Source organism: Cellulosimicrobium marinum, assembly GCF_020551945.1.
Lineage (GTDB): Bacteria > Actinomycetota > Actinomycetes > Actinomycetales > Cellulomonadaceae > Cellulosimicrobium > Cellulosimicrobium marinum.
In genome coordinates, this window is sequence record NZ_JAJBZH010000003.1 from 417935 (window position 1) to 435369 (window position 17435).

Genomic DNA, 17435 nt, shown 5'->3' on the forward strand with positions numbered 1-17435 from the left:
GCCGTCACCCCTCCAGGGAGCCGAGCGAACGACTGCCGGACAGAATTGCGAGGAAGCCGGCCTCGGCGGAGCGCGCGGCATCGCCCGCGGGAGCGAGCCCCGCGAGCGCGTCGACCGTCCCGTCGAAGACGATCCGTCCGCCGTCGAGCACGAGCACACGGGACGCGAGGTCGCGGACGTCCTCCATGACATGGCTGCTCAACAGGACGGTTCCTTCGAGATCGGCGAGGAGGTTGACCATGGCGCGCCGCTGCTCGGGGTCGAGCCCTGTGCTCGGTTCGTCGAGCAACAGGTGTCGCGCTCCGGAAGCGATCGCCTGCGCGAGTCCGACACGGCGGACCATCCCCCCGGAGAGAGTCTTGATCCGTGAGTCGGCGCGATCGTCGAGCAGCACCCTCCGCACGGCATCACGCGCCGCAGTCCGAGCATCACGAGCGCGTGCGCCCCGCATCCAGGTGAGGTACTCGACGACCTCGACGACAGTCAGCGTCCCGGGGAAAACAGCGTGCTGGGGCATGAGCGCCACTGCGGGGAGCGCACGTCGGCGATCCCGGCGGGAGCCGTACAGCTCGGCACCACCGACCCGTACGGACCCCTTGCGCGGTTGCACTCCTCCGGCCGCGACGGACAGCAACGTGCTCTTGCCGGCGCCGTTGACACCGAGCAGCGCGTTGACGCCAGAATCCAGCTCGAGTCCGACGTCGACGAGCACGCCCCGGTCGCGGAACCCGTGGGTCACATGGTCGATCTCGATCATCGCGCGCCTCGCGCCCCGTTCGTCGTGCACGGCGGGAGCGACGGTTCCGACGGCCTCGCGAAGCCCGGCACCGCGAGTCCCAGCACCGGTACGCCCCCCTGCACCGGTCGCTGCACGGCGCACGGTAGCGCCCCGAGGACCGGGTGTCGAGAGGCGGCACCCTGATGCTGTCCCGCCACGCGAGAACGTCGTCGCGGAGCGGCGGCACGGTCTAGGCTGGCCCGAGCACGGGAGCCCCGCACGGGGCTGAGAGGGCGTCGGAGCCGACCGTCGAACCTGATCTGGGTCATGCCAGCGAAGGGAGCGCACATGCACCCCTCTGTCCTGCCGTCCGCGTCGTCGCGGGACGTCGTCATGGTCGGCGGCGGCATCGTCGGCCTGGCGGTCGCGTGGCGCGCGGCGCGGTCCGGCGCGAGCGTGACGGTCCTCGACCCGTCACCGGGCGGCGGTGCGACGCACGCCGCGGCAGGCATGCTCGCGCCCGTCACCGAGGCGGACTTCGGGGAGGACGAGGCGCTGCGCCTGCACCTCGCCGGTGCGCGCGCGTGGCCGGGGTTCGCCGCCGACCTGGAGGCCGCGACGGGTCGGGACGTGGGGCTGCGGACGGCGGGCACGCTCACCGTCGCGTACGACACCGACGACCTCGCGCTGCTGCGCCGTGTCCTCGCGCTGCACGCAGCGCACGGCCTCGACTCCGCCGAGCTGACCCTCGCCGACGCGCGACGGCGCGAGCCGCACCTCGGGCAGCGCGTCGCGGGGGCCGCGTGGGCGCCGCACGACCATGCCGTCGACCCGCGCGCGACGCACGCCGCGCTCCTGGCGGCGCTGGCCGCGGAGGCGGGGGTCGCCGTCGTGCACCGCGCCGCGACCGGCGTGGTGCGGGACGCGGCAGGGCGCGTCACCGGCGTGCCCGACGACGCGGGTCACGTCCACCGGGCCGGTGCGGTCGTGGTCGCGGCGGCCTGGGAGACGGGCGGGCTGCTCGCGGGCGTTCCGGAGGTGCGGGTGCCGACGCGTCCTGTGAAGGGGCAGACGCTGCGGCTCGACGCCGGGCCGGACCTCGCGCTGGAGCACGTCGTGCGGGGCGTCGTGCAGGGGCGGCCGGTGTACGTGGTGCCGCGCTCCCCCGTCCCGGCCGGGTCGGGATCGGGCTCCGCCGGGCACCGCGAGGTCGTCCTCGGCGCGACGACGGAGGAGAACCCCGACGACCGTCGCGCCACCGCGGGCGGCGTGTTCGCCCTCCTGCGCGACGCCCGCGCGCTGCTTCCCGGCATCGACGAGGCCGCGCTCGTCGAGGTGACGCCCCGCGCCCGGCCCGCGACGCCCGACAACCTGCCCGTGATCGGCCCCACCGCGGTTCCGGGCCTGCACGTCGCCGCCGGCCACGGCCGCAACGGCATCCTGCTCGCACCGCTCACCGCGGACGCCGTCGTCGCGGGCCTCACCGGTTCCCCGTCCACCGCCCGGTCCGAGGATCTCGCCCACGCGCTGGCCGTGGCCGACCCGGCCCGCTTCGGCGCCGAACCCCGGGTTGTGCGGCACGTCGACCGTCCTGTGCCGAACAACCCGGGGTTCGCGACAGCGACCGACCCCGCCACGACCGGAAGGTGAACCCCGTGACCGCACCGACCACCGCGACCGCGCTCGTCAACGGCGAGCCGTACCCGCTCGACGGCGACGTCGGCGTCGAGGACCTCGTCGCCGCGCTCGTCCCGACCTACGTGACCGACGGCACGCCGCAGGGCGTCGCCGTCGCCGTCAACGACGCCGTCGTGCCGCGCGGCACGTGGGGGAGCACCACTGTCGCGCCCGGCGACCGCGTCGAGATCGTCACCGCCGTCCAGGGCGGCTGAGGAGGAACCATGAGCGTCACCGAGCACGACCCCGCGACCCGGCCCGCGCCGTCGGGCACGCCCGACCCGCTCGTCGTCGCCGGCACGACGATCGGGTCCCGTCTCGTCTTGGGGACGGGCGGCGCGGCGAACCTGCTCACGCTCGAGGACGCCCTCGTCGCGTCCGGCACCGCCCTGACGACGGTCGCGATGCGGCGCGTCGCGGTGCGGGCGGGCGGCGAGGGGTCGGACGACGCGGGGATCTGGGGCCTGCTCGACCGGCTCGGCATCCGCGCGCTGCCGAACACCGCGGGCTGCTTCTCGGTGCGCGAGGCCGTGCTCACCGCGCACCTCGCGCGCGAGGCGTGCGGCACGGAGTGGGTCAAGCTCGAGGTGATCGCCGACGACGTCACGCTCTTGCCCGACCCCGTCGGCCTCGTCGAGGCGGCCGACCAGCTCGTGCGTGACGGGTTCGTCGTGCTGCCCTACACGAACGACGACCCGATCCTCGCGCGCCGCCTCGAGGACGTCGGCTGCGCGGCCGTCATGCCGCTCGGCGCACCCATCGGCACGGGGCTCGGCATCCTCAACCCGCGCAACATCGAGGCCATCGCGGCGTCCGCGCGCGTCCCGGTCGTCCTCGACGCGGGGATCGGGACGGCGTCGGACGCGGCGCTCGCGATGGAGCTCGGGTGCGACGGCGTGCTGCTCGCCACGGCGGTGACGCGCGCGGCCGACCCGGTGCGCATGGCCCGTGCGATGCGCCTCGCCGTCGAGTCCGGTCGTCTCGCCGCGGGTGCGGGTCGTATCCCCCGGCGCGAGGGAGCCCTCGCGAGCTCGTCCCCGCAGGGGCGCCTCGACCTCGCCCTGTAGCGGCCCGCGGTACTACCTCGCGGGGCCGGGGGCCTGCGTCGGCGAGGTGGTCGACAGCTCGGCGAGCAGGGCGGGGACGCCGCCCGTGACGGAGCGGGCGTCGAGGCCCGCCGCGCGCGCGACGTCGGCGACGCGGGCAGAGCGGGCGCCCACGGCGCACACCACCAGCACCGGCCGGTCCGACGGCAGGGAGCCGAGGACGTCCGGCGCCGCGGCGCCGAGGAACGCACCGCTCGGGACGAGCGTCGCCCCGGGCACCGGTCGCGCCTGCGCCTCCCAGTCCTCCCGCACGTCCAGCAGGAACGGCCTGCCCGACGCCGCGCCGTCGCCCCCGAGCAGCGTCGCGGCCTCGCGCGCGCTCACCTCGGACGACGCGGGCGTTGCCGGGACGAGGCCGCAGAACGAGGCGTACGCGTCGTCGCCCGCGAGGAGCGCCGTGACGGGCTCGCGCGTCGGGTCGGGACGCACGGCGAGCTGGCGCCAGGAGAGGTCGAGGGAGTCGTACACGGCGAGCCAGCCGAACAGGCTCGTGCCCGCACCGGTGACGAGCTTGATCGCCTCGGTCGCCATGACGGACCCGACCGTGCCGCACATCGCGCCGAGCACGCCGCCCGTCGCGCAGTCCGGCGCCGCGCCCGGGGGCGGGGGCACGGGGAACACGTCGCGGTAGGTGACGCCGCGCGCCTCGGGGGCGGGGGCGCCGTCGGGCATCGGTCCGCCCCCGCACGGCGCGTACCGCGGTCGTCCCCAGAAGACGCTGACCTGTCCCTGGAAGCGGTAGATGGACCCCCACACGACGGGCAGGCCCAGCACCTCGGCGGCGTCGGAGACGAGGTAGCGGGTGGGGAAGTTGTCGGCGCCGTCGAGCACGACGTCGTAGCCGCGCAGCACGTCGAGGGCGTTGTCGGCGTCGAGCCGCACCGCGTGCTCGACGACCCGCACGTGCGGGTTGACGTCCGCGATCGCGTCGCGCGCCGAGTCGACCTTGCGGCGACCGACGTCGGCCCCGCCGTGGATCACCTGACGCTGGAGGTTGGACGTGTCGACGACGTCGTCGTCCACGATCCCGACCGTGCCGACCCCCGCGGCCGCGAGGTAGAGCAGCGCGGGGCTGCCGAGACCGCCCGCGCCGACGACGAGCACGCGCGCGGCCGCGAGGCGACGCTGCCCCTCGGGCCCGATCCCGGGCAGCGCGAGGTGGCGGGCGTAGCGCTCCGTCTCGGCCGCGGTCAGCGCGGGCCCGGGCGCGACGAGCGGCGCGAGCGGGGGCGGGTGCGCGGCACCGGTCACGACGCGTACCGCTCCTCCAGGGCCGAGAGCGTGGTCTGCGCCTCGGCGTGGACCTTCTTCTCCAGCACGAACGACATGACGGGCACGACCCCGGCGAACACCATGGTCGCGAGGCGGCCCCAGCCCCAGCGCATCTTCGTCCACAGGTCGAGGACCGTCACGAGGTACACGACGTAGATCCAGCCGTGCGCGAACGGGATCCACTCGACGAACCGGATGACGGGCTCGACGTCGACGAACGCGCCGACCACGTACTTGACGATCATCTCGACGCACAGGACGAGCAGCATCACACCGGTGATGATCGCGAGGACGCGGTAGCGGGCGAGCGCGCCGCGCGCCTTGCGGACCGCGGTGCGCACCGCCTCCCCGCTCGGCGCGGCCGTCGTGGTGGCGGGGTCCTGGGTGGTCATGCGTGGGTGTTCCTCACCTCGTGCGCCCGTGCGGTGGCGATCGGAATGGCGATCGGCGTGGCGATCGGCGTGGTGATCGTCACCACGCGGGCGGCTTAAACCGTGGCTCCGTGTCGGATGCCGAACCTAGGGTAGAACACCGTGCGACCCCTCCCCCTGCCCGACCCGGGCACCCCCGACCTGCGCGGCCCCACCCGGTACCTGGCGTGGCTCGCAGGGCGTCAGCGCGCCGTGCTGACCGGCGCGGTGCTGCTCGGGCTCGTGAGCTTCGCGTGCCAGGCGCTCCAGCCGTACATGCTCGGCCGGGCGCTCGACGAGGGGCTCGCCTCCGGGTTCGGCGCGGACCTGTGGCGCTGGGCCGGGCTCCTGCTCGCCCTCGGCGCCGGGATCGTCGTCTCGGGGGTCCTGCAGCACCGCCTCGACATCGCGTGCTGGCTGCGCTCCGCGCTCACCACCTCCCAGCTCGTCGGCGACGTCACGGCACGCTCCGGCGACGCCATCACCGAGGAGCTGCCCACCGGGGAGGTCGTGTCGACCGTCGCGAGCGACGCGATGCGCGTCGGCCAGCTCTTCGCCCTCGCGGGCCAGTTCCTCGGCGCGCTCGGCGCCTACGTCGTGGTCGCCGTCGTCATGCTGTCGACGTCGGTGGAGCTCGGCCTCGTGGTCGTGCTCGGACTGCCCGCCGTCGCGGCCGTGCTCGCGCTCCTCGTCAAGCCGCTGCAGCGCCGCCAGGCCGCGCAGCGCGAGGCCCAGGGACGGCTCACGACCCTCGGCGCGGACACCGTCTCCGGCCTGCGGATCCTGCGCGGCATCGGCGGCGAGTCCGTCTTCGCGGCGCGCTACGCCCGCCAGTCCCAGACGGTCCGCGCCGCCGGCGTCCGCGTCGCGCACACCCAGGCCCTCCTCGACGCGCTCCAGGTGCTCCTGCCCGGCCTGCTCGTCGTGGTCGTCGTGTGGCTCGGCGCCACGAAGGCGCTCGCCGGCGAGATCACGCCCGGCCAGCTCGTCGCCTTCTACGGCTACGCCGCGTTCCTCGGGTGGCCGCTGCAGATCGCCACGCAGATGCTCAACGTCGCGACGCGCGCGCACGTCGCCGCGCGCAAGATCGTCACGGTGCTCTCCGTCGAGCCCGCAGCAGGCGCGACCCCGGCGACCGCGCCCATGCCGCCCGCCGGGTCGCCCCTGGTCGACGAGACGTCGGGGCTCGTGCTCGAGCCCGGCCGTGTCGTCGCGCTCGTGTCCGTCGACCCGGACGCGTCGGCCGCCGTCGCGACGCGCCTCGGACGGTTCGACGACGCCGCCGAGGCCGCCACGCCGGTCCGCCTCGGCGTGACCCTCCTCGCCGACCTGGACAAGGCCGCGCTCCGGCGCCGGGTCGTCGTCGCCGAGGCCACCCCCCAGCTCTTCTCGGGCGCCCTGCGCGACGAGCTCGACCCGCGCGGCGTCGCGACCGAGGACGACGTCCTCGCCGCCGTCCGCACCGCCGACGCGCACGACGTCCTCGACTCCGTGCCCGACGGGCTCGCGGGCGAGCTTCCCGAGAAGGGACGGTCGCTCTCCGGGGGCCAGCGGCAGCGCGTCGCGCTCGCGCGGGCGCTCCTCACCGAGCCGGAGATCCTCGTGCTCGTCGAGCCCACGAGCGCCGTCGACGCCCACACCGAGGCCCGGGTCGCCGCCCGGCTCGCGGACGTCCGGCGCGGCCGCACCACCCTCGTCGTCACCGCGTCGCCGCTCGTCCTCGAGCACGTCGACGAGGTCCTGCTCCTCGAGGACGGGGTCGTGACCGCACGCGGCACGCACCGCGACCTCGTCGCGCGCGCCCACGCCCCGGGCACCTGCCCCGAGGACGACGCCGCGCGCTACCTGCGCGTCGTCGGCCGCACCCTCGACGACGACGCCCCGCTCGCCCCCGTCGGCGCCCCGGCCGCCGCGGAAGGAGACCGCCCGTGAAGCTCCCCGTCGCTGACGGCCCCGCCGTCCGGGTCGCCGCCCGCCGCCTCGTCACGCGCCACCGCCGCACCTTCGCGCTCGTCGCGGTGCTGCACACCCTCGCGGCCGTCGCCGGTCTCGTCGTGCCCTGGCTCCTCGGCCGCCTCGTCGACGCCGTCACCGAGGGCACCACGTCGCAGTACGTGACGACGGTCGTCGCCGTCGGCGCGGGTGCCGTCGTCGTGCAGGCCGTGCTGCGCCGCTACGCCCAGGACGTGTCGATGGTCTTCGGCGAGACCGTGTTCGCCGAGCTCCGCGAGGACCTCCTGGACACCGTGACCACCCTGCCGGTGTCCACGGTGGAGCGCGCCGGGACCGGCGACCTCGTCGCGCGCACCACGAACGACGTCGACCGGATCCAGCACGCCGTGCGCTTCGGGGTCCCGCAGCTCCTCGTCGCCGTCGTCACGCTCGTGCTCACCGTCGTCGCGTCCGTCCTCGTCGCCCCGCTCGTCGCGCTCGCCCTCTTCGTCGGCGTGCCCCTGCTCGTCGTCGTCGCGCGCTGGTACCTGCGCCGCGCACCCGCCGGGTACCAGCGCGAGGCCGCCGCGTACGCGACCCTCAACGGCACCATCACGGAGAACGTCGAAGGTGCCCGCACGGTCGACGCGCTCTCCCTGACCGAACGACGGCGCGCCCGGGTGCGGGCCGACCTCACCGAGGCGTTCCAGGCCGAGCGGTACACCCTCGGACTGCGCACCGTCCTCTTCCCCGGGATCGACACCGCCATCGCCATCGCGCCCGTCGCCGCGCTCGTGTGGGGCACGTGGCTGCTCTCGCAGGGCCAGACCACCCTCGGCGCCGTCGCGACCGTCACCACGTACGCCTTCCAGCTCGCCGGGCCCGTATGGAACCTCATCTTCTGGCTCGACGAGATCCAGGTCGCCGCCGCGTCGTACGCGCGCATCGTCGGGGTCTCGCTCGTCCCGGGCGACCGCGAGGTGTCGGGCGAGTCACCCGCCGACGACCGTCTCGTCGCGCGGGACGTCGAGTACGCCTACCGCGAGGGCCACCCCGTGCTGCACGGCGTCTCGCTCGACCTCGCCCCGGGCGAGCGGCTCGCCGTCGTCGGCCCGTCGGGCGCGGGCAAGTCGACGCTCGGGCGCATGCTCGCGGGCATCCACCCGCCCAGGGCCGGGTCGGTCCGCGTCGGCGGCGTGCCCCTCGTCGACCTGCCGCTCGAGGACCTGCGGCGCCAGGTCGCGCTCGTCACCCAGGAGCACCACGTCTTCGTCGGGACGCTCGCGGAGAACCTGCGGCTCGCCGACGTCGACGCGTCCGACGACGCGCTGCTCGCCGCGCTCGACGCGGTCGACGCGCACGCCTGGGCGCTGGCGCTGCCCGACGGACTGGAGACCGTCGTCGGGTCGGGCGGCCACACCCTCACCCCCGCGCAGGCGCAGCAGGTCGCGCTCGCCCGCCTCGTCCTGCTCGACCCGCACACCCTCGTGCTCGACGAGGCGACGTCGCTCCTCGACCCGCGGGCGGCCCGACACCTGGAGCGGTCGCTCAACGCCGTGCTGTCCGGCCGCACCGTCGTCGCGATCGCGCACCGGCTCCACACCGCGCACGACGCCGACCGCGTCGCCGTGGTGGACGCCGGTCGGATCGCCGAGATCGGGCCGCACGACGAGCTCGTCGCGGCCGGCGGGGACTACGCGCGGCTGTGGGAGTCCTGGCAGCAGGAGTAGCCGGACGCAGCGGTGCCCGGCCGTCGCGAGGCGACGACCGGGCACCGTGCTGCGGGTGTGTCAGACGATCCGGCAGTCGACCGACACGGACGGCTTCGCGCTGCTCGCCGCGGTGTACGCCGAGTAGGTGCCGGTGCGGCCCGTGCGGATGGAGACCACCGCGCCGTTGGAGGACTGGGTGGACTTCGTGACGCCGTTGACGGTCAGGCTGACGTGGAACGTCGCCGACGCCGTGACGACGGCGTAGCGGCCGTTCGGGCACGCGAACGAGCCGGTCTTCGTCCCGGCGCTGGCGGCCGTGGCGGGGACGACGGCGAGGCCGATCGCGAGGACGCCCGCGGTGAGGGGCGCGAGGAGCTTCTTCATGGTGGTGGTTTCCTTCCGGTGGTGCGATGACCGCGACCGTCGTCGGGCGCGGGGTCCGGTGGTGACGCGGCAGGGACGGCTGCAGGGAGCCCTGGTCACGGTGAGAGACCTGGCGCCCGAGGGTTCTGCCGGTCTGGCTCACGCGGGTCGTCGGCGACCGTCGTGCGAGCCGTGGGATGTGTCGACCTGCGGCTGCCTCCCCCTCCCCCAGTCGGGGAGGCAACCGCAGGTGGCTGGTGGCGGGCGCCTGCCCGTCGTCCTCAGCGGTACGGCGAGGACGTCAGAAGCAGACGACGCTGATGGAGACGGAGCTGTCGGTCGAGGACGCCTTCGCGGTGCCCTTGCCGTCGTAGTCGTAGAGCGTGACCGCGGCGCCGGCGCTGTTCCGCGCGGACCGGGTGGTGCCGTTGACCGTGAGGCTCACGTTGGTCGGCGCGGAGGCCGTGATCCTCGCGTCACGGGTGCCGCAGTCGTAGGTCCTCGACTTCGTCGCCGCGCTGGCGCCCGCAGCCGGCACGACGATGAGACCGATGGTCAGGGCCGCTGCGGCGAGCGGTGCAAGACGCTTCTTCATGTGTTCCCCCAGCTGTGCTGTTCTCGTCGGACGACGTCGACCGACGGACAAATCGGGCCGAGTTGCCCGACGTGGAATAAGAGTGGAGCCCGGACATACCCACCCGCCAGTCCCATATCACGGACTGAGACAGGACTTCTGCCAATCTCGCGCGGGCGCGCCGCGCCCTGTCACGGACCGGCAGGGGCCGCCGGGAACCGCGCTCGGTCAGCCGGGCTCAGGGCCGACGGTCGGCGGCGGGACGACGCTCCTCGTCCGCGAGCGCCTCGGCCGCGAGGTCGTCCAGGTCGACGATGCCCTTGCGGCCGGACGCCTCGTCGCGCACGAGGCGCAGCCACAGGAGAACGGCGAACCCGCCGAACACCCACCACTGGAGGGCGTAGAAGAGGTTCTGGAGGTTGAGCCCGGTGCCGCCCTCGATGGTGGGGCGCGGGAGAGCCGCGGGGCCGCCGTCGGACACGGGGACCTGCTCCGGGTCGGAGGAGATGAGGACGAGGTAGCCGGAGTAGGACGGGCCGCCCCAGAGGTTGACGAGCTCGCCGGTGGCGACGGCGTCGGTCTGGCCCGTGGGGAGGTCGGCCTCCCCGGCCGCCTCGGAGGCCTGGAGGTAGCCGGTGAGCCGCACGGTGCCCTCCGGGGGTGCGAGCGCCCGGGCGTCGTCCGGCGACGCGACCCAGCCACGGACGACCGGGAGGACGGGCGACCCGGACAGGTCCGCCCAGGAGCTGCCGCCGGTGCCGTCGTCGGAGACGCGCAGGGGCGTGAGGACGAGGTAGCCGACCTCGCCGTCGAGCACGCGGTCGGCGACGAGGAGCTGCCCGTCGGCGTCGTACTCCCCCTCGACCCACGCCTGCCGCCCGACGAGCTCGCCGGGGAAGGTGGACTGCGGGGGCAGGAGGACGCCGAGGCCCTCGGGCCCTGCCGCCTCCTCCTCGGCGGCCTCCTGCTGGGCGGCGAGCTCGGCGCGCTGCTGCGCGCGGTCGAGCTGCCAGACGCCGAGCCGGGCGCACACCATGGCGGCGGCGAGGAAGAGCAGGAGCAGCCCGATCATGCGGGGCTGGCGGACGACCGCCCAGAACGGACGACGGTCGACGGGCTCGGGCACGGCCCTACGGTAACCGGGCGGGGGGCCGCGCCGGGAATCCGCGCGGCGGGGTGCGGGTGCCCGCGCGGTGGGACCTTCGGCCCTTTCTGCCCCTGCCGTCGCACGTCACACCGCCGTCGGGCCCCGACCCTCGTGCAGCGCCCGGGCTCATGGGGTTGTATGAAGCCGTAGTCGTTCACGAACCCTTCCCCGCAGGAGCGTGAGATGAGCACGACCACGGACACCACCACCGCCTGGCGCCGCGACGCGGCCACCCCCCTCGACGAGGACACGCTGCGACGCGTCGACGCCTGGTGGCGCGCCGCGAACTACCTGTCCGTCGGCCAGATCTACCTGCTCGCGAACCCGCTGCTGCGGACCCCGCTGAGCCGCGACGACGTGAAGCCTCGCCTGCTGGGCCACTGGGGCACCACGCCGGGCCTGAACTTCCTCTACGCGCACCTCAACCGGGCGATCGCGCAGCGCGGCCAGTCGACGATCTACGTCGCAGGGCCGGGGCACGGCGGCCCTGGCCTCGTCGCGAACACGTACCTGGAGGGGACGTACTCGGAGGTCTACTCCGACGTCACCCAGGACGCCGAGGGCATGCGCCGCCTGTTCCGCCAGTTCTCCTTCCCGGGAGGCATCCCGAGCCACGTCGCGCCCGAGACCCCCGGGTCGATCCACGAGGGCGGCGAGCTCGGGTACGCGCTGTCGCACGCGTACGGCGCGGCGTTCGACAACCCCGACCTGCTCGTCGCGGCGGTGGTGGGCGACGGCGAGGCGGAGACCGGGCCGCTCGCCACGAGCTGGCACTCGAACAAGTTCGTCAACGCGCGCAGCGACGGCGTGGTGCTGCCGATCCTCCACCTCAACGGGTACAAGATCGCCAACCCGACGGTGCTCGCGCGCATCAGCGACGACGAGCTGCGCGACCTCATGGTCGGCTACGGGCACACGCCGTACTTCTTCACGGGCGGCTTCGACGGCGAGGACCACGCCGAGGTGCACCGCCGCTTCGCGGCCCTGCTCGACGAGGTGCTCGACCACATCGCGCGCATCAAGGCGGAGGCGCACGAGGGCAGCGACGAGCGTCCGGCGTGGCCCATGATCGTGTTCCGCACGCCGAAGGGCTGGACGTGCCCGCCCGAGATCGACGGCAAGAAGACCGAGGACTCGTGGCGCGCGCACCAGGTGCCGCTGTCGAGCGCGCGCGACACCCCGGAGCACCTGCAGGTGCTCAAGACCTGGCTGGAGTCCTACGGCGCCGACGAGCTGTTCGACGACGACGGTCGCCTCGACCCGGACGTCGCCTCCCTCGCTCCGGCCGGGGAGCTGCGGATGAGCGCGAACCCGCACGCGAACGGCGGCCTGCTCCTGAGGGACCTGCGCCTGCCGGACTTCCGCGACTACGCCGTCGACGTCGCGGCGCCGGGCAGCCACGTCGCCGAGGCGACGCGCGTCCTCGGGCAGTGGCTCAACGACGTGGTGCGGCTCAACCCGGACAACTTCCGCATCTTCGGGCCGGACGAGACGGCGTCGAACCGGCTGCAGGCCGTCTACGAGACGACGGACAAGCAGTGGAACGCCGACTTCTACGGGCCCGACGTCGACGAGCACCTCGCGCGCGCGGGTCGCGTCATGGAGATGCTCAGCGAGCACCAGTGCCAGGGATGGCTGGAGGGCTACCTCCTCACGGGGCGGCACGGCCTGTTCACGAGCTACGAGGCCTTCATCCACATCGTCGACTCGATGTTCAACCAGCACGCGAAGTGGCTCAAGGTCACGAACCACATCCCGTGGCGCCGCCCGGTCGCGAGCCTCAACTACCTGCTGTCGAGCCACGTGTGGCGCCAGGACCACAACGGGTTCAGCCACCAGGACCCGGGCTTCATCGACCACGTCGTGAACAAGAAGGCGGAGATCGTCCGCGTCTACCTGCCGCCGGACGCGAACACGCTGCTGTCCACGTACGACCACTGCCTGCGTTCGCGCCAGTACGTCAACGTCGTCGTGGCGGGCAAGCAGCCCGCGCCGCAGTTCCTGTCCATGGACGACGCGATCGCGCACTGCACGCGCGGCCTCGGCATCTGGGAGTGGGCGGGCACCGAGGTCGAGGGCGAGGACCCGGACGTCGTGCTGGGGTGCGCGGGCGACGTCCCGACGCTGGAGGTGCTCGCCGCGGCGGACATCCTGCGCACGCGCCTGCCCGACCTCAAGGTGCGCGTCGTGAACGTCGTGGACCTCATGCGTCTGCAGGACGAGCACGAGCACCCGCACGGTCTGTCGGACAAGGACTTCGACACGCTGTTCACCGCGGACAAGCCGGTGATCTTCAACTACCACGGCTACCCGTGGCTCATCCACCGCCTCACCTACCGCCGCACCAACCACGGCAACATCCACGTGCGCGGGTACAAGGAGGAGGGCACCACGACGACGCCCTTCGACATGGCGATGCTCAACGACATCGACCGGTACCACCTCGTCATCGACGTCATCGACCGCGTCCCGTCCCTGCGCTCGCGGTACGCGGGGCTGCGGCAGGAGATGGTCGACGCGCGGCTCGCCGCCCGGCAGTGGACGCGCGAGCACGGCGAGGACATCCCCGAGGTGCGGGACTGGGTCTGGCCGGACGTCGGCGAGACCGGCACCGAGGAAGGCGGCCCGCAGTACAACGGCGCCGTGCAGGACACAGGAGGAGACAACGAGTGAGCGTTCCCGCTCGCAGCATCTACATCGCCTCGCCCGAGGGCGAGACCGGCAAGTCCACGATCGCGCTCGGGGTCCTCGACCTGCTGGCCCGCAAGGTCCAGCGGGTCGGGGTCTTCCGGCCGGTCACCCGCTCGGCGGGGCCTGACGTCCAGGACTACGTGCTGGAGCTGCTCCTCGCGCACGACGGCGTCGACCTCACGGCCGAGCAGGCCATCGGCGTCACGTACGACGACGTGCACGCCGACCCGGAGGCCGCGCTGTCGCGCATCGTGACCCGCTACCACGAGGTCGCGAGCGTGTGCGACGTCGTCGTCGTCGTGGGGACGGACTACACGGACGTGGCCGGGCCCACCGAGCTGTCGTTCAACGCGCGCGTCGCCGCGAACCTCGGCGCCCCCGTACTCCTCGTCGTCTCCGGCAAGGGTCGCACGCCCGACGCCGTGGGGAACCTCGTGGAGGTGAGCGTCGCCGAGCTGCGCTCCCAGCACGCGCAGCCCATCGGCGTCGTCGCGAACCGGGTGGAGCCGGGCGACCTCGACGCGGTGCGGTCGATGCTCGCCACGCTCGGACCCGACGGCGCCCCCACCGGTCCTGCGAGCACCGGGCCGACGGCGGAGCGCGCCCGGGCGGACCTGCCCGGCTGGGCGGTGCCCGAGGACCCGTTCCTCGACGCGCCCACCGTGCGGGCCCTCATGGAGGCCGTCGGCGGCGAGCTCGCCTTCGGCGAGGAGGAGCTGCTGTCGCGCGAGGCCACCGACCTGCTCGTCGGCGCGATGTCGTTCGAGCACCTGCTCGACCGCCTCACCGACGGGGCCGTGGTCATCACCCCCGGCGACCGTGTGGACATCCTCATCGGGCTGCTCGCCGCGCACTCCGCCGCCGGCTTCCCGTCGCTCGCCGGGGTCATCCTCAACGGTGGCTTCTTCCCGCCCGAGTCCACGGCGCGCCTCGTCGCCGACCTCGACCCGAGCCTGCCGATCATCCGCACGGGGCTCGGCACGTTCCGGTCCGCGAGCGCCGCCGCGCAGGCCCGCGGCCGGGTGACGAAGGACGCGCAGCGCAAGGTCGACACGGCCCTCGCGCTGTTCGAGCAGAGCATCGACGGGGCGGCGCTCCTCGCCGGCCTCGACGTGCCGCGCCCGGAGGTCGTCACGCCGCTCATGTTCGAGTACGAGCTGCTGTCGCGCGCCCGCGCCGACCGCAAGCACGTCGTGCTGCCCGAGGGCGACGACGACCGCATCCTGCGCGCCGCCTCGACCCTGCTGGGACGCCAGGTCGCCGAGCTGACGATCCTCGGCGACGAGCCGCGGGTGCGGGCGCGCGCGGCCGAGCTCGGGCTCGACATCGACGCCGCGCACGTCGTCAGCCCGCACGACCCGCAGCTCGTCGAGCGGTTCGCGGCCGAGTACGCGCGCCTGCGCGCCCACAAGGGCGTCTCGCTCGACGAGGCCCGGGAACGGGTCCAGGACGTGTCGTACTTCGGCACGATGATGGTCCACCTGGGGCTCGCCGACGGCATGGTCTCCGGCGCACGGCACACCACGGCGCACACCATCAAGCCGTCGTTCGAGATCATCAAGACGCAACCGGGCGTGTCCGTCGTGTCGTCCGTGTTCCTCATGTGCCTGGAGGACCGGGTGCTCGTGTACGGCGACTGCGCCGTCATCCCGGACCCGACCGCGGAACAGCTCGCCGACATCGCCATCTCGTCGTCCGCGACGGCCGCGCAGTTCGGCGTCGACCAGCGCGTGGCGATGCTCTCGTACTCGACGGGCGAGTCCGGCTCGGGGGCCGACGTCGACAAGGTGCGCCGCGGCACCGCGCTCGTGCGCGAACGCCGACCCGACCTGTTCGTCGAGGGCCCCATCCAGTACGACGCCGCCGTCGACGCGTCCGTCGCGGCCTCGAAGATGCCGGGGTCCGACGTCGCGGGCCGCGCGACCGTGTTCATCTTCCCCGACCTCAACACGGGCAACAACACGTACAAGGCGGTGCAGCGCTCGGCCGGCGCGGTCGCCGTCGGGCCCGTGCTGCAGGGGCTCAACAAGCCCGTGAACGACCTCTCGCGCGGCGCGCTCGTGCAGGACATCGTCAACACCGTCGCCATCACCGCGATCCAGGCCCAGACCCCCTCGACCACGACGACGCCCGGAGCCACGTCATGACGATCCTGCCCGAGGGCGAGCGCCCCAACCCCTACAGCGCGTACGGGGCGCACGGCTCGGTCCTCGTCCTGAACTCCGGCTCGTCGTCGCTCAAGTACCAGCTCGTCAACCCCGTCGGCGGCGAGGCCATCGCCGCGGGCACCATCGAGCGCATCGGCGAGGACTCCGGCATCGTCAAGCACCGGTTCGCCGGCAACACGACGACCCGCGAGCAGCCCGTCCCCGACCACGGCGAGGCCCTGCGCATCGCCCTCGGCCTCTTCGACGAGGTCGGGCCGGACCTCGCCGACGCCGACGTGTACGCCGTGGGGCACCGGGTCGTGCACGGTGGCGCCGTCTTCTCCCAGCCCGTCCTCGTCGACGACGACGTGGTGCGCCAGATCGACGACCTCTCCCCCCTCGCCCCGCTGCACAACCCGCCGAACGTCACCGGCATCCGCGTCGCTCGCGAGCTCCTGCCCGACGTGCCGCACGTCGCCGTCTTCGACACCGCGTTCTTCTCCACCCTGCCCGACGCCGCAGCCACCTACGCGCTCGACCGCGGCGTCGCCGCCGAGCACGGCGTGCGCCGCTACGGCTTCCACGGGACGAGCCACCAGTACGTCTCCGGCAAGGTCGCGCGCGTCCTCGGGCGACGCGTCGAGGGCCTCAACACCATCGTGCTGCACCTCGGCAACGGGGCGTCCGCCTCCGCGGTGCGCGGCGGCGTCGCCGTCGACACGTCCATGGGCATGACCCCGCTCGAGGGCCTCGTCATGGGCACCCGCACCGGCGACATCGACGCGGCCGTCGTGTTCCACCTCGCCCGCAACGCCGGAATGAGCATCGACGACATCGACGCGCTGTTCAACAAGCGCTCCGGCGTCAAGGGCCTGTCCGGCGTCAACGACTTCCGCGAGCTGCGCCGCCTCATCGACGCCGGGGACGACGACGCCCGCACCGCCTTCGACGTCTACATCCACCGCCTGCGCAAGTACGTCGGCGCCTACCACGCCGTCCTCGGCCGCGTCGACGTCGTCGCCTTCACCGCGGGCGTCGGCGAGCACGACGCCGCCGTCCGCGCCGCCGTCGTCGACGGCCTCGAACCCCTCGGCCTCGCCGTCGACCCGGACCGCAACGCCGTCGACAGCGGCGAGCCGCGCGTCATCTCCCCCGACTGGACCAGCACCCTCGTCATGGTCGTCCCCACCCAGGAGGAGCTCGCCATCGCCCGCCAGTGCGTCGAGGTGGTCGAGGGCGGGCGTCCCGCGTCCTGACGCCGACGCCGTTGCGGGTTCGCGCGTCTTCGGCGAGGTCCGGTCCGGTCCGAGTCACGGTCACCTCCGCGGTGGGTCCGGGGGGTGCTGCCGGATCTTCCCTCCGCGCCGCTCGTCCCTCGCGTCGCTCCCGCCAAGCCCTCCACGATCCGGCAGCACCCCCCGGACCCACCGCTCCCCGTCGTCTCGCCTGGTCCTCCACGACCCGGCAGCCCCGGGACCCACCGCTCGCCGTCGTCCCGCCTGATCCGCCACGACCAGGCAGCAACCCCGGACCCACCGCTCGCCGTCGTCTCGCCTGGTCCGCCACGGCACCACGACGGACAGCCGCTCCCCGCGCGTGCTGCGGCGCAGCGATGCGCGGGGGCTGTCGGCGCGCGAGGGCTGAGGTGAGGTCCGTGCGAGACGCCGGGGTGGGGTGGAGGGGGCG

General features: G+C 74.0%; 14 protein-coding genes and 1 riboswitch. Of the genes, 8 read left to right on the top strand and 6 right to left on the bottom strand.

What is annotated here, in order from left to right:
• Positions 1-4: 4 nt before the first annotated feature.
• Positions 5-757, bottom strand: a complete 753-nt coding sequence (locus LGQ04_RS09040; protein WP_229243360.1) for an ABC transporter ATP-binding protein — start codon at positions 755-757, stop codon at positions 5-7.
• A gap of 217 nt (positions 758-974) precedes the next feature.
• Positions 975-1077, top strand: a riboswitch (TPP riboswitch).
• Here LGQ04_RS09040 and thiO point away from each other — a divergent pair.
• The 3 genes from thiO (at position 1067) to LGQ04_RS09055 (ending at position 3462) form a co-directional block, all read left to right on the top strand.
• Entirely contained in the window at positions 1067-2368 is a 1302-nt protein-coding gene (gene thiO / locus LGQ04_RS09045; RefSeq protein WP_229243361.1) for a glycine oxidase ThiO, read from the top strand. (Overlaps the previous riboswitch by 11 nt.)
• A gap of 5 nt (positions 2369-2373) precedes the next feature.
• Positions 2374-2610, top strand: a complete 237-nt coding sequence (gene thiS, locus LGQ04_RS09050; protein WP_229243362.1) for a sulfur carrier protein ThiS — start codon at positions 2374-2376, stop codon at positions 2608-2610.
• 9 nt (positions 2611-2619) lie between these two features.
• The gene (locus LGQ04_RS09055; RefSeq protein WP_229243363.1) at positions 2620-3462 is read left to right on the top strand and encodes a thiazole synthase; all 843 of its coding nucleotides are present in this window, start codon (positions 2620-2622) and stop codon (positions 3460-3462) included.
• 12 nt (positions 3463-3474) lie between these two features.
• Here the strand turns inward: LGQ04_RS09055 and LGQ04_RS09060 are convergent, their stop codons facing one another.
• Positions 3475-4752: a ThiF family adenylyltransferase gene (locus LGQ04_RS09060; RefSeq protein ID WP_229243364.1), complete on the bottom strand. Its 1278-nt coding sequence runs from the start codon at positions 4750-4752 to the stop codon at positions 3475-3477.
• On the bottom strand, positions 4749-5165 hold the full coding sequence (locus tag LGQ04_RS09065) for a DUF3817 domain-containing protein (protein ID WP_229243365.1): 417 nt from the start codon (positions 5163-5165) through the stop codon (positions 4749-4751). The genes LGQ04_RS09060 and LGQ04_RS09065 overlap by 4 nt, the downstream gene beginning before the upstream one ends.
• A 141-nt stretch (positions 5166-5306) precedes the next feature.
• Between LGQ04_RS09065 and LGQ04_RS09070 the strand changes: the two genes are divergently transcribed.
• Complete coding sequence (locus LGQ04_RS09070) at positions 5307-7115, top strand: ABC transporter ATP-binding protein (protein ID WP_229243366.1); 1809 nt, start codon at positions 5307-5309, stop codon at positions 7113-7115.
• On the top strand, positions 7112-8845 hold the full coding sequence (locus LGQ04_RS09075) for an ABC transporter ATP-binding protein (protein ID WP_229243367.1): 1734 nt from the start codon (positions 7112-7114) through the stop codon (positions 8843-8845). Before LGQ04_RS09070 ends, LGQ04_RS09075 begins: the two co-directional genes overlap by 4 nt.
• 60 nt (positions 8846-8905) lie before the next feature.
• On the opposite strand, the gene LGQ04_RS09080 is transcribed toward LGQ04_RS09075, so the two are convergent.
• From LGQ04_RS09080 to LGQ04_RS09090, 3 genes are all read right to left on the bottom strand, one after another.
• Positions 8906-9211: a hypothetical protein gene (locus LGQ04_RS09080; RefSeq protein WP_229243368.1), complete on the bottom strand. Its 306-nt coding sequence runs from the start codon at positions 9209-9211 to the stop codon at positions 8906-8908.
• Positions 9212-9491: 280 nt separating this feature from the next.
• A complete protein-coding gene (locus LGQ04_RS09085) occupies positions 9492-9785 on the bottom strand; it encodes a hypothetical protein (protein ID WP_229243369.1) in 294 nt (97 codons plus the stop codon).
• A 217-nt stretch (positions 9786-10002) separates the two neighbouring features.
• Positions 10003-10890 carry an SURF1 family protein gene (locus LGQ04_RS09090; protein ID WP_229243370.1) on the bottom strand — a complete coding sequence of 296 codons (888 nt, stop codon included), beginning with the start codon at positions 10888-10890 and terminating at the stop codon, positions 10003-10005.
• 204 nt (positions 10891-11094) lie between these two features.
• Here LGQ04_RS09090 and LGQ04_RS09095 point away from each other — a divergent pair, with 204 nt between their 5' ends.
• Genes LGQ04_RS09095 through LGQ04_RS09105 form a run of 3 tightly spaced genes read left to right on the top strand, consistent with a single transcriptional unit; the run spans position 11095 to position 17005 of the window.
• Positions 11095-13584, top strand: a complete 2490-nt coding sequence (locus LGQ04_RS09095) for a phosphoketolase family protein (RefSeq protein ID WP_229243371.1) — start codon at positions 11095-11097, stop codon at positions 13582-13584.
• Positions 13581-15749 carry a phosphate acetyltransferase gene (gene pta / locus LGQ04_RS09100; RefSeq protein ID WP_229243372.1) on the top strand — a complete coding sequence of 723 codons (2169 nt, stop codon included), beginning with the start codon at positions 13581-13583 and terminating at the stop codon, positions 15747-15749. Before LGQ04_RS09095 ends, pta begins: the two co-directional genes overlap by 4 nt.
• On the top strand, positions 15746-17005 hold the full coding sequence (locus LGQ04_RS09105; protein ID WP_229243373.1) for an acetate/propionate family kinase: 1260 nt from the start codon (positions 15746-15748) through the stop codon (positions 17003-17005). The genes pta and LGQ04_RS09105 overlap by 4 nt, the downstream gene beginning before the upstream one ends.
• Positions 17006-17435 lie beyond the last annotated feature (430 nt).

Bases quoted from the DNA above. Each gene is read 5' to 3' on its own strand.
- LGQ04_RS09040 (WP_229243360.1), bottom strand. From the start codon at position 757: ATGATCGAGATCGACCATGTGACCCACGGGTTCCGCGACCGGGGCGTG.
- thiO (WP_229243361.1), top strand. From the start codon at position 1,067: ATGCACCCCTCTGTCCTGCCGTCCGCGTCGTCGCGGGACGTCGTCATG.
- LGQ04_RS09055 (WP_229243363.1), top strand. From the start codon at position 2,620: ATGAGCGTCACCGAGCACGACCCCGCGACCCGGCCCGCGCCGTCGGGC.
- LGQ04_RS09065 (WP_229243365.1), bottom strand. From the start codon at position 5,165: ATGACCACCCAGGACCCCGCCACCACGACGGCCGCGCCGAGCGGGGAG.
- LGQ04_RS09080 (WP_229243368.1), bottom strand. From the start codon at position 9,211: ATGAAGAAGCTCCTCGCGCCCCTCACCGCGGGCGTCCTCGCGATCGGC.
- LGQ04_RS09085 (WP_229243369.1), bottom strand. From the start codon at position 9,785: ATGAAGAAGCGTCTTGCACCGCTCGCCGCAGCGGCCCTGACCATCGGT.
- LGQ04_RS09095 (WP_229243371.1), top strand. From the start codon at position 11,095: ATGAGCACGACCACGGACACCACCACCGCCTGGCGCCGCGACGCGGCC.
- LGQ04_RS09105 (WP_229243373.1), top strand. From the start codon at position 15,746: ATGACGATCCTGCCCGAGGGCGAGCGCCCCAACCCCTACAGCGCGTAC.